Source organism: Solidesulfovibrio sp. C21 (assembly GCF_047785625.1).
Lineage (GTDB): Bacteria > Desulfobacterota > Desulfovibrionia > Desulfovibrionales > Desulfovibrionaceae > Solidesulfovibrio.
On record NZ_JBLODY010000098.1, the window covers coordinates 1 to 11,368 of the forward strand.

Here is an 11,368-nt window from a genome sequence, read left to right on the forward strand (position 1 = left end):
GGGTCCAGGGGGAAACTTTTTTCAAAAAGTTTCCCCCTGGCCGCCGGAGGCATCTTACCCTCTCTCTTCCCTAAAACTTCACCTTGGGCGCTTGTTTGGCGGCCTCGTCGGCCTTGAAGTATTCCTTGGGCTTTAAGTGCAGCAGCAGGGAGTTGGTGATGAAGTTGGGGAAGGTGCGGATGGAGGCGTTATAGATTTCGACAGCCTGGTTGTAGCGTTGGCGGGCGACGTTGATGCGGTTTTCGGTGCCTTCGAGCTGGTTTTGCAGGTCGCGGAAGTTCTGGTCGGCCTTGAGTTGCGGGTAGTTTTCGGCGATGGCCAGAAGGCGCGACAGGGAGGACTGCATTTGTCCCTGGGCCTGCTGGAAGGCGGCCATGGCCTTGGGGTCGTTGAGGGTCTCGGGCGTGATTTTCACCTGCGTGGCCTTGGCCCGGGCGTCGACCACGGCGGTCAGGGTGTCTTTTTCGTGGCTGGCGTAGCCTTTGACCGTTGCCACGAGGTTGGGAATGAGGTCCAGGCGGCGTTGCAGGGCCGATTCCACGTTGCCCCAGGCGGCGTTGACCGCCTCCTCGTTGGTCTGCATCTGGTTGTAGCCGCAGCCCGAGAGGCTGGAAAGCATGAGGACGGCGATGAGGAGTCCAAGAAGTCTGGGCATGGTCGCTCCTTGAGAGAGGGGGTGATGCTGCCACGCCTATACGCAACGGTGGGGCGTGGCAAGGTTTGGTGGATTTTTCGCGGGGAGGCTGCGTCAGCCCATGCGTCCCGCGCCCAGGATCCGGGAGACGATGTCCCGGGAGTTGGCCTCGGCTTGCAGGTATTCCTCGTGGCTGAGTCCCGCGCCGAGGGCGATTTTCTTGCGGCGTTCCTGGGAGACGAGGTCGTCCGGGGCGTGGGCGTCGTTGTCGATGACGAGTTTCGCTCCGAAGCGCCGGGCCAGGGCGGCCACGTGGCCGTTGGTCAGGCTATGGCCCTTGCGGGTGGTGATTTCGAGGGCCACGCCGCGTTCGGCGGCCAGTTCCGCCTCTTCCGGGGTGATGAGCCCCGGATGGGCCAGGATGTCCACCCCGGCCTCGATGGCGGCCAGGTTGGTGCCGGTTTCGACCGGCTCGACAATGGTTTCGCCGTGCACCACCACGATCTGCGCCCCGCGTTCCCGGGCCATTTCGATCAGGTGGGGGATCAGCGGCGGCGGCACGTGGGTGATCTCCACCCCGCACAGCACGGTGACGCCGAGAAAGGCCCCGGTTTCGGCCACGAACCGGCCGATATTGGTGAGGATCAGGTCCAGGTTGGAGAAGTCGGCGTGGTCGGTCATGGCCATGGCGCGGTAGCCGGCCTTGGCGGCGCGGCGGGCCAGTTCCGAAGGGATGAGTTCGCCGTCGGAAAAGGTGGTGTGGGTGTGCAAGTCAATCATGGCGTCACATTTTGTACTTGGTGTCGTCGAGGTCGAATTTTTCGAGCAGTTCCGTCCACTTGTCGCTGTCGTCGCTGGAAAATGCCACCACGGATTCGCTTTTGGCCTCGTTAGCCACCTGTTCGAGCACGGGTTCGGCCACGAGGATGGGGGCCTTGGCCCGCAGGGCCAGGGCGATGGCGTCCGACGGGCGGCTGTCCACGCGGCGGATGCCGCCTTCCACTTCCAACTCGATGTCGGCGTAGTAGGTGCCTTCGGCAAGCTCGGTCACGTGGATGGCCACCACATGTCCGTTGAGCTTGGCGATGGTGTTGAGCAGCAGGTCGTGGGTCATGGGGCGCGGCAGCACCACGTCGTTTAGGGCCAGGGAGATGGCCATGGCTTCCATGGCGCCGATCCAGATGGGGAGAACGGCTTTTTCCTCCATGTCCTTGAGGATCAGCACGGGGACCTGGGATTCTTCGTCAAGGGCCAGTCCGAACACTTTCATTTCAATCATGGTCGGCCTCCGCCTCCCCGATCAGGGAGTGCTTTTTGGCTTGACGGATGCGGGCGCGCACGATCGTTCCGGCGGCATCCGCAACGCCCGGCAGGGCCATGTTGACGATGCGCCCCCCGGGATCGCGTCCCCGCCAGGAGGGGCCGGTCGGACCGTCCCGGCGGCTTGCGCCTTCGATGAGGACCTCGGTCGTCCGCCCGACCTGCGCGGCCAGGGTCGCCGTGAGGCGCTCGTCGAGCAGGGCCTGCAACTCGGCCAGACGGGCCGATTTGACCTCCTGGGCGATTTTCGGCTCCATGCGCTCGGATACGGTTCCCGGCCTATCACAGTACATGAAGGAGAAGCCGCTATCAAACCCAACCTCACGCACCAAATCGAGGGTTTGCCGGAAATCATCGTCGGTTTCGTCGGGAAAGCCCACGATGAGGTCCGTGGTCAGGGCGATGTCCGGGCGGGCCCGGCGCAGCTTGTCCACGAGGAGCAGGTAGGCCGCCCGGTCGTAGCGCCGGCCCATGCGCTTAAGCACCGCGTCGGAGCCGGACTGCACCGGCAGATGCAGGGCCGGGCACAGTTCGGGCAGGTCGGCGAAGCGGGCGATGACGTCGTCGCTGAGGTCCTTGGGGTGGGAGGTGGTGAAACGGATGCGCGCGATGCCCGGTATGGCGGCCACGGCGTCGAGCAGCCGGGCGAAGGAGGTGCCGTCGCCGGCGTCGTCGAGGCCGTAGCTGTTGACGTTTTGCCCAAGGAGCGTGATCTCCCGCGCCCCGCGTCCGGCCAGCGCCTCGCATTCGGCCACGACCGCCGGGAGTCCCCGGGATTTCTGCCGGCCGCGCACGAAGGGCACGATGCAGTAGGCGCAGAAGTTGTCGCAGCCCTGCATGATGGACACGAAGGCCCGGGGCGGCACGGTATCCTCGGGCCAGGGCTGGTCGCGCTCGGGATAGGTTTCGGTGAAGTCCAGAAGCGACAGGCGAAGCCCGGGTTCGGCGGCAAGGCGGGCAAGCGCCCGGGGCGCGCCGGCGATGCCGTCCGAGCCGAAAACGAGGCGCACCATGGGGAAGCGCCGCCACAGGGCCTGGCCGATCTGCTGGGCCACGCAGCCGCCAACCGCCACGAAGGCGCGCGGGTTGTCGCGGTGGCGGTCGGCGATGCGGCCGAGTTCGCTGGCCACTTTCTGTTCCGGCTTTTCGCGCACCGAACAGGTGAAAAGGATGAAGAGCTCGGCCTCTTCCTCCGAAGCGGGCGTGAAACCCAGACTGATAAGCGACCGGGTCAGCCAGTCGCCGTCGCCGACGTTCATCTGGCAGCCCATGATGGTGACGTGAAATTTCATGATTGCGGTGAGGATAATGCACGACCGTGCGGCGGTAAAGGGCGGCGCAGACCCCTTTCCCGGCGGAACGAGGGGAATATGTCGCGGCCGGGAGCCATTGCCACGCCCCGGCCGTGGTGGCATACCACGTATTGAGGTGTCGGACGCGCCACCCCACAACGACGGGCGGTACACGCGTCCGGAAAAAGCGATCGGGAGGCGGATGTGGCAACGACAGCGGTTCCTGTGGTCTACGACCCGGTTTGGAAAACCATCCATTGGTGCACCGTGGCCCTGGTCCTGGCGCTTCTGGCCATCGGCTGGACCATGTCCGGGGGCGTGCTTTTCATGTGGCACGCCTCCCTTGGCGTCACGGTCTTCGTGGTGACGCTTGCGCGGCTTGGCTGGCATGCCGGCCATGTCCCGCCGCCCGTGCCGTCGACGCTTCAGCCCTGGGAACGCAAGGTGGTTAAAATCGTCCAGGTCCTTTTTTATGTCTTTCTGCTCGCGCAGCCGCTTATCGGCTGGTCCATCTACAGCCTTTCACCGCGTTACACGCTGTTTTTCGGTCTGGCCTCGCTGCCGAAACTGCCCGGGCTTGTGGGCCCTGGCCATGCGCCGATCCTCCGCGATATCCTCGAAGGCGCGCACGGCACGGTGGCCTCGCTCTTGGCGGCGCTTTTCGTGCTCCATGCCGGGGCGGCCATGAAGCATCACTTCATCCTGCGCGACAATGTGCTTTTGCGCATGGCCCCGTCCGCCCTGGGGCCGCTGCTCGATACGCTGCGGGGAAGACGCTGATCGCACGGGCCGGCTGGAGGATTTGGCATGTCTCCCGCGTTGCTGCATGATTTTGGCTTCATCCTGCTTGGCTTGGGGGTCGGCGCGTACGGCACGCTGATCGGCGCGGGCGGCGGCTTCGTGCTCATGCCGGTGCTGCTGCTGCTCTATCCGCACGACTCCCCGTCGCTTCTGACCAGCATTTCCCTGGCCGTGGTCTTTTTCAACGCCGCCTCGGGAGCCCAGGCCTACGGCCGGCAGGGGCGCATCGACTACAAGTCCGGGCTGGTTTTCGCCCTGGCGGCCGTGCCCGGGGCGGTGATCGGGGCGCTTTCGAGCAACTGGGTGCCGCGCCGCGTCTTCGACCTGATTTTCGGGGTGATCCTGGTCGCCGGGGCGCTTTTTCTCATGGTGCGGCGAAACGGCGCGACAAGTCCCGCCCGGGGCAGGCCCGGACTGACCCACCGGCGCATCGTGGAGCATGACGGCGTTGTCCACGAATACGACTTCCGGCTGCGCACGGGCGTCATCATCAGCCTCTTCGTCGGCTACCTGTCGAGCTTTCTCGGCATCGGCGGCGGCATCATCCACGTGCCCGCCCTGGTCTACATCCTGTCCTTCCCCGTGCATGTGGCCACGGCCACATCCCACTTCATCCTGGCCATCATGGCCCTGGCCGGCACGCTGACCCACGTCTTCACCGGCGTTTTCGTCCAGGGCGTCCACCGCACGATCTATCTGGCCCTGGGGGCGATGGTCGGGGCCCAGGTCGGAGCCCAGCTGTCCAACCACTTGAAAGGCCGCTGGATCATCAAGAGCCTGGCCGTGGCCCTGGTCTTCGTCGGAGCGCGCATTCTGTTCCAGGCGCTTTGATTTTCCGGGGGCCTTGGTGACGCCCCAGGCGACGAAATCGGGGTTTTGTCTTGCCGCGGCCTGCCCCTTATTGTAACCGCAGTGGCAGGATTCCAAGCATCCCCTGCGTAGCGACGCGGGCGGGATGAGCCTATTCCCGTGCGGCCGTCGAACGGTCGGCAAGCGGGACTGACAAAGGAGGACAGCCGGATGAACGAGCGCATCGAAACGGACAGCCTGGGCGAGGTGAAAGTCCCGGCGGACAAGCTCTGGGGCGCGCAGACCCAGAGGTCGCTTGAACATTTCAGCATCGGCGACGACCTCATCCCGCGCGAGATGATCGGTTCCTACGCCATCCTCAAAAAGGCCGCCGCCCTGGCCAACGCCGAGCAGGAGCGCCTGCCCCGCGACGCCATGGCCATGATTTGCGCCGTGTGCGACGAGATCCTCGACCACAGGCACGACGACATGTTTCCGCTGCGCGTCTGGATGACCGGTAGCGGCACCCAGTTCAACATGAACGTCAACGAGGTCGTCTCCAACCGCTGCTGCCAGCTGGCCGGCACGCCCCTTGGCGGCAAAAAGCCGGTGCACCCCAACGACCACGTCAACATGTCCCAGTCGTCCAACGACAATTTTCCGACCGCCATGTACATGGCCGCGGCCATGGGCGTGGTGCGCGACCTGCTCCCTTCGCTGACCGGGCTGCGCGACGCCCTGGCCGCCAAGGCCGAGGCCTGGAAGGATATCGTCAAGATCGGCCGCACCCACCTTCAGGACGCCGTGCCGCTGACCCTTGGCCAGGAGTTTTCCGGCTACGTCGGCATGCTGGCCGATGACGTGGCCCGTTTGGAGGCGGCCCTTGGCGGCGTCTACGCGTTGCCGCTCGGGGGCACGGCCGTGGGCACGGGCATAAACGCCGCGCCCGGGTTCGCCGAGGCGGCCATCGCCCACATCGCCGAGCTCACCGGTCTGCCGTTTACCCCGGCGCCCAACAAGTTCACGGTGCAGGGCGCTCATGACGCCCTGGTTCAGCTCTCCGGGACGCTTCGCACCCTGGCCGTGTCGCTTTACAAGATTGCCTGCGACATACGCCTTTTGGCCTGCGGCCCCCGGGCCGGCTTTTACGAGCTTATCATCCCGTCCAACGAGCCGGGCTCCTCGATCATGCCCGGCAAGGTCAACCCGACCCAGTGCGAGGCGCTGACCATGATCGCCGCCCAAGTCATGGCCGCCGACGTGGCCGTGGGCTTCGGCGGCGCGGGCGGCATCCTGGAGATGAACGTCTACAAGCCGCTCATCATCTACAACATCATGAAATCCATCCGCATCCTCACGGACGGCATGCACAATTTCCGCCGCTTCCTGGTGGAGGGCATGGAACCCAACACACGGCGCATCGCCGAGTTCGTCGGCCGCTCGCTCATGCTGGTCACGGCCCTGTCCCCGGTCATCGGCTATGACAAGGCCTCGAAAATCGCCCATCATGCCATGGAGCACGACCTGACGCTTCGCGAGGCGGCCATGGACCTGGGCTATGTGGACGGGGCCGACTTCGACCGGATCGTGGTGCCGGCCAGGATGACCCAGCCGTTCGTGGCCAAGGATTGATCCATTCCCGGCCAAACCGTCGCGCAAGCGGCCCAAAGGATGCGAGGTGGCGCATGACCCAGGCAGGCAAACGCGGCAGGGAACTGCTGCTTGATCCGGCGTGCAACCGGGGAACGGCTTTTTCCGAAGCGCAAAAGCAGTCGCTCGGACTGGTGGGGCTGGTCCCGGACGTGACCGAGACCCTCGACAGGCAGCTTGAGCGCGTGCGCATGCAGCTTGGCCACAAGCATTCGGACATCGACCGCTATATCTATCTGGTGGGGCTGCTCGACCACAACGAGACGCTTTTTTACAAGACCATCATGTCCGACCCGGCCCGGTTTTTGCCCATCATCTACGACCCGACCATCGGCGAGGCCTGCCTCAAGTTCGGCCACATCTTCCGCCATCCGCGCGGGCTGTATCTGTCCATCGAGCGGCGGGGCCGGGTGCGCGAGGTGCTCCGGAACTGGCCGGAAAAGGACGTGCGTTTCATCTGCGTGACCAATGGCGGCCGCATCCTGGGCCTTGGCGACCTGGGCGCCAACGGCATGGGCATTCCCATCGGCAAGTTGCAGCTTTATACCGCCGCGGCCGGCGTGCCGCCAAAGGGACTGTTGCCCATGCTGCTCGACGCCGGCACCAATAACGCCGAGCTGTTGGCCGATCCGCTGTACCTTGGACTGCGCAAACCGCGTCCGTCCACGCAGGAACTCTATTCCTTCGTGGACGAGTTCGTCGCGGCCGTGCAGGAGGTCTTTCCCGGCTGCTGCATCCATTTCGAGGATTGGACGGGCGTGGACGCCGTACATCTTCTCGAACGCTACCAGGACAAGGTCTGCTGCTACAACGACGACGTGCAGGGCACGGCCGGCATCACCCTGGCCGGGGTGATAAACGCCTGCCGGGCCAAGGGCACGAAGCTTACCGACGAATCGTTTCTTTTTCTCGGCGCGGGCTCGGCCGGCGTCGGCCTGGCCAATCTCCTGTGCGCGGCCCTGGTCGACGAAGGCCTTACCCTGGCAGAGGCCCGGGGCAGGGTGCATATGTTCGACGTGGCCGGGCTGCTGGAATCCTCGCGTACCGATCTGGTGGATTTCCAGAAGCCTTACGCCCATGCCCACGCCCCCATGCCGCGAAGCGATTTCGCCAGGGCGGTGGAGGAATTGCGGCCCACGGTCCTGATCGGGGTCAGCACCATGGGCGGGGCCTTTAACAAGGACGTGGTCGGGGCCATGAGCCGGGTTGGCGACAGGCCGGTCATCCTGGCCCTGTCCAACCCCACCGAAAAGGCCGAATGCACGGCCGAACAGGCCTATGCCTGGAGCGAGGGCAGGGCGCTTTTTGCCGCCGGCGTCCAGTTCGCGCCGGTGTCCTACAAGGGCCGGACTTTCCTGCCGGGCCAGGCCAACAACTTCTATATCTTTCCCGCCGTCGGCATGGCCATCTACGCAACGAAAGCCAAACGCGTGACGGACCGGATGTTCATCCGTGCCGCCAGGGCCGTGGCCGAGCAGGTGACCGACGCCCAGCTGACCCAGGGGCTCCTCTATCCGCTCCAGTCCGACATCCTGGAAACCGAGATCAGGACCGCCGCCGCGGTGGCCGGGCTGGTCTTCGACGACGGCCTGGCCACGGTCGAGCGGCCGACCGACATGGAGGCGTTCATCCGCTCCCAGGTCTACGTCCCGCGGTACGTTCCATAAGATGCTGGCGATGGGCGGGAACGCGCCGTGCGTTCCCGCGTCCCGCCGGCCGGGACATGCCGCTTGTCTGCCCGGGCCGGCGCTGGTAAGGCTGGGGCGTGGCCGTAAAATACGAATCCGTCGTGCCCTGGGGCAGGTCCTTTGACGAATACGTTTCCATGTTCGCCCTGTCGGACGCGGACCTTGGCGCCCGCATTCTGGGCTGTGGCGACGGCCCGGCGGCCTTCAACCACGGCATGAAGGAGCGGGGCGGCCGCGCGGTTTCCCTCGACCCGATCTACCGGATGGACAAGGCGGCCATACGCCGACGCATCGACGAGACCTGCGCCGATGTCCTCGACCAGACGCGTCGCCACACAGAGCAGTTCCGCTGGGACAGGATACGGGACCTCGACGCGTTAAGGGATTTGCGCCTTGGCACCATGGCCGATTTCCTGGAGGATTTCGAGGCCGGCAAGCGGCAGGGGCGCTATGTCGCCGGCGGTGTGCCGGACCTTCCCTTTGCGGACGGGGCCTTCGACATCTGCCTGTCGTCCCACTTCCTGTTTCTTTATACCGACAACCTGACCCTCGACTTCCACTTCCAGGCCATTGACGCCATGCTGCGGGTGGCCGGCGAAGCGCGCATCTTTCCCCTCCTCGACATCAATTCCCGGCACTCCCCCTACGTCGACGCCGTGCTCCGGCGCTACCGGGACAGCGGCCGCGACGTGGCGGAAGTACCGGTGGACTATGAATTCCAGATCGGCGGTAACGCCATGCTGCGCATCCGCTGACGTAGCCTGTTTCGCGGCGTCTTTTTCCCCACCCCGGTTGGCCTCGCGCCCCGATTGGGCTACCGTTTCCCTATGGAAACCGTGATGGAAGCCGCCCTGCGGGCCGGCAAACCCGTATTCTGGCAAAATCCGCTTCGCCGCCCCGTGGATGAGCTGCGCGGGGAGTTGTCCGGAGTGCTGGCCGACATCCGGGCCGCCGCCGCGCGCTTTTCCCGGTTCGCGCCGCTCCTGGCGGAGCTCTTTCCGGAACTGCGGCCCACGGGCGGCGTGATCGAATCGCAGTTGCTCCCTCTGCCCGAGGCCATCGGTGCGGGCGGGGGGCGCGAGCCTGTGTTCCTCAAGGCCGACCACCTGCTTCCCGTCGCCGGATCGGTCAAGGCGCGCGGCGGGTTCCACGCCGTCCTGGCCGTGGCCGAGCGGCTGGCCCTCGCCTCCGGGCTGCTCGCCGGCCCGGACGCGGATTCCCGCCTGCTCGGGGAAGGGCGGTCCCGGGCCTTTTTCGCCGGCCACACGCTTTCCGTGGGCTCGACCGGCAATCTCGGGCTGTCCATCGGCATCCTTGGCCGGGCCCTCGGGTTTGCCGTCACGGTCCACATGTCGGATGACGCCCGGCCCTGGAAAAAGGAAAAGCTGCGCGAGGCCGGGGCCACGGTGGTGGAGCACGCCGGGGACTACGCCGCCGCCTGCGCCACGGCCCGGGCCGCCGCCGCCGGCGATCCGACCAATCATTTCATCGACGACGAGAATTCCCGCGACCTGTTTCTGGGCTATGCCGTGGCCGGACTGCGATTGCCGGTCCAACTGCGGCCCCTGGGCATCGTCGTCTCGCCGCAGCGGCCGTTGTGCCTGCATCTGCCCTGCGGCGTGGGCGGAGCTCCCGGCGGCATCGCCCTGGGCGCGCGGCTGACCCTTGGCGACGGGGCCCTGGCCATTTTCGTCGAGCCGGCCGAGGCCCCGTGTATGCTGCTCGGGCTGGCCACCGGCCGCCACGAGGCCGTGTCCGTCAAGGATATGGGGCTTTCCGGCCGCACCATCGCCGACGGTCTGGCCGTGCCGCGTCCCTCGGGACTCGTTTGCCGACTGGTTGCCCCCGTGGTCGATGGCGTGTGCACCGTGACCGACGCGGCCATGGCCGGCCATGTCGTCGCCGCCTGGAAGCGGGCCGGGTTGCGCTTGGAGCCCGCCGCCGCCGCCGGGCTTGCCGGTCCGGCCATGACGCGCGCCGCCGGTCTGCCGCGACTTGCCGGCAAGACGGCCAGCCACGTCATCTGGGCCACGGGCGGGGGCATGCTGCCGGACGAGGCGTTCGAGGAAATTCTGGCCATGGGGGAAGGGCGGGGGTGATCATAAGCGCCAGCCGCCGCACGGACATCCCGGCCTTTTATGCCCGCTGGCTGGTCAACCGGCTGCGGGCCGGGTTCTGCGAGGTGGTGAGTCCCTTCAACGCCGCCCAGGTCAGTCGCGTTTCCCTGGCCCCGGAAGACGTCGACGCCATCGTCTTCTGGACCCGCGATCCGCGCCCGCTGCTGCCGCATCTGCCCGAACTGCGGACCATGGGCCACGAACCCTTTTTCCTTTTCACCGTGCTGGCCAATCCCCGGGCGCTGGACCCCAAATGCCCGGCCCCGGACGTCTCCGTGCCGACGTTTACCGCCCTGGCCCAAGCGCTGCCGGGCCGGATCACCTGGCGCTACGACCCCATCGTGCTGACGGAAAAAACGCCGCCCGACTGGCATCGGACCACCTTTGCCCGACTGGCGAAACGCCTTGCCGGCCTGACCGACCGGGTGGTGGTCAGCTTCCTGGAGCCCTATCGCAAAATCGCCGGCCGCATGAAGCCCCTGGCCGCCCAAGGGTTCGCGCCGTTTCCCCCGGACGAGGAGGAACACCTGCGCCTGCTGTTCGATCTGCGCGACATGGCCGCCGCGCACGGTATGCGGCTTATGACCTGCTGTCAGCCGGAACTCTATCAGGAAGCGGGCATCACCCCGGCCCGGTGCATCGACCCGGACTGGATCGCCGCGCGCCTCGGCAGGCCCCTCGACCTCGGCAAGGACCCGCACCAGCGGCCGCGTTGCGGCTGCGCCCCGAGCAAGGATATCGGCGCCTACGACCGCTGTCTTTTCGGCTGTCGCTACTGCTACGCCACATCGAGCTTCGAACGCGCCCGGACGGCTTTCGCCCGCCACGACCCTGGGGCGACGATGTTGTGATGAATGTATGCCTCCGGCGGCCAGGGGGAAACTTTTTGAAAAAAGTTTCCCCCTGGACCCCCTTCAAAAACTTTTCACGGGGGCGAAATGGTATCGATGACAGGTTCCATTTCTCATTGCGATGTTTTTGCATGAGAAGCGGAATGGGAGGGGAAAAGTGAGGCGAACGCCTGGGATTCAGGAATTGATTCCGAACCGGCGCATGCGATCGGGGTGACTGACTGCC

At 66.0% G+C, this 11,368-nt stretch carries 11 protein-coding genes; 7 read left to right on the forward strand and 4 right to left on the reverse strand.

What is annotated here, in order from left to right; all coding sequences use genetic code 11:
- Positions 1–70: 70 nt before the first annotated feature.
- The 4 genes from ACMZ6R_RS18605 to miaB all read right to left on the reverse strand — a co-directional run bounded on the left by ACMZ6R_RS18605 (position 71) and on the right by miaB (position 3,246).
- Positions 71–655 (reverse strand): LemA family protein, encoded by a 585-nt coding sequence (locus ACMZ6R_RS18605; protein WP_416114289.1) that lies wholly within the window; start codon positions 653–655, stop codon positions 71–73.
- 93 nt (positions 656–748) lie between these two features.
- Complete coding sequence (locus tag ACMZ6R_RS18610) at positions 749–1,414, reverse strand: histidinol phosphate phosphatase domain-containing protein (protein ID WP_416114291.1); 666 nt, start codon at positions 1,412–1,414, stop codon at positions 749–751.
- Between the two features lie 4 nt (positions 1,415–1,418).
- Positions 1,419–1,913, reverse strand: a complete 495-nt coding sequence (locus tag ACMZ6R_RS18615) for a bifunctional nuclease family protein (protein WP_416114293.1) — start codon at positions 1,911–1,913, stop codon at positions 1,419–1,421.
- Positions 1,906–3,246: a tRNA (N6-isopentenyl adenosine(37)-C2)-methylthiotransferase MiaB gene (gene miaB / locus ACMZ6R_RS18620; RefSeq protein WP_416114295.1), complete on the reverse strand. Its 1,341-nt coding sequence runs from the start codon at positions 3,244–3,246 to the stop codon at positions 1,906–1,908. The genes ACMZ6R_RS18615 and miaB overlap by 8 nt, the downstream gene beginning before the upstream one ends.
- Positions 3,247–3,450: 204 nt before the next feature.
- Here miaB and ACMZ6R_RS18625 point away from each other — a divergent pair, with 204 nt between their 5' ends.
- From ACMZ6R_RS18625 to ACMZ6R_RS18655, 7 genes are all read left to right on the forward strand, one after another.
- Positions 3,451–4,026, forward strand: a complete 576-nt coding sequence (locus ACMZ6R_RS18625; RefSeq protein ID WP_416114297.1) for a cytochrome b — start codon at positions 3,451–3,453, stop codon at positions 4,024–4,026.
- A gap of 27 nt (positions 4,027–4,053) precedes the next feature.
- Positions 4,054–4,878, forward strand: coding sequence for a sulfite exporter TauE/SafE family protein (locus ACMZ6R_RS18630; protein ID WP_416114299.1), 825 nt, complete (start codon positions 4,054–4,056; stop codon positions 4,876–4,878).
- Between the two features lie 189 nt (positions 4,879–5,067).
- Entirely contained in the window at positions 5,068–6,468 is a 1,401-nt protein-coding gene (locus tag ACMZ6R_RS18635) for a class II fumarate hydratase (RefSeq protein WP_416114301.1), read from the forward strand.
- 53 nt (positions 6,469–6,521) lie between these two features.
- A complete protein-coding gene (locus tag ACMZ6R_RS18640; RefSeq protein ID WP_416114303.1) occupies positions 6,522–8,153 on the forward strand; it encodes an NAD-dependent malic enzyme in 1,632 nt (543 codons plus the stop codon).
- 98 nt (positions 8,154–8,251) lie between these two features.
- The gene (locus ACMZ6R_RS18645; RefSeq protein ID WP_416114305.1) at positions 8,252–8,929 is read left to right on the forward strand and encodes a hypothetical protein; all 678 of its coding nucleotides are present in this window, start codon (positions 8,252–8,254) and stop codon (positions 8,927–8,929) included.
- Positions 8,930–9,013: 84 nt separating this feature from the next.
- Positions 9,014–10,273 carry a D-serine ammonia-lyase gene (locus ACMZ6R_RS18650; RefSeq protein ID WP_416114307.1) on the forward strand — a complete coding sequence of 420 codons (1,260 nt, stop codon included), beginning with the start codon at positions 9,014–9,016 and terminating at the stop codon, positions 10,271–10,273.
- Complete coding sequence (locus ACMZ6R_RS18655) at positions 10,270–11,142, forward strand: DUF1848 domain-containing protein (RefSeq protein ID WP_416114309.1); 873 nt, start codon at positions 10,270–10,272, stop codon at positions 11,140–11,142. The genes ACMZ6R_RS18650 and ACMZ6R_RS18655 overlap by 4 nt, the downstream gene beginning before the upstream one ends.
- Positions 11,143–11,368: the final 226 nt, after the last annotated feature.

Bases quoted from the DNA above. Each gene is read 5' to 3' on its own strand.
- ACMZ6R_RS18605 (WP_416114289.1), bottom strand. From the start codon at position 655: ATGCCCAGACTTCTTGGACTCCTCATCGCCGTCCTCATGCTTTCCAGC.
- ACMZ6R_RS18610 (WP_416114291.1), bottom strand. From the start codon at position 1,414: ATGATTGACTTGCACACCCACACCACCTTTTCCGACGGCGAACTCATC.
- ACMZ6R_RS18615 (WP_416114293.1), bottom strand. From the start codon at position 1,913: ATGATTGAAATGAAAGTGTTCGGACTGGCCCTTGACGAAGAATCCCAG.
- miaB (WP_416114295.1), bottom strand. From the start codon at position 3,246: ATGAAATTTCACGTCACCATCATGGGCTGCCAGATGAACGTCGGCGAC.
- ACMZ6R_RS18630 (WP_416114299.1), top strand. From the start codon at position 4,054: ATGTCTCCCGCGTTGCTGCATGATTTTGGCTTCATCCTGCTTGGCTTG.
- ACMZ6R_RS18635 (WP_416114301.1), top strand. From the start codon at position 5,068: ATGAACGAGCGCATCGAAACGGACAGCCTGGGCGAGGTGAAAGTCCCG.
- ACMZ6R_RS18640 (WP_416114303.1), top strand. From the start codon at position 6,522: ATGACCCAGGCAGGCAAACGCGGCAGGGAACTGCTGCTTGATCCGGCG.
- ACMZ6R_RS18650 (WP_416114307.1), top strand. From the start codon at position 9,014: ATGGAAGCCGCCCTGCGGGCCGGCAAACCCGTATTCTGGCAAAATCCG.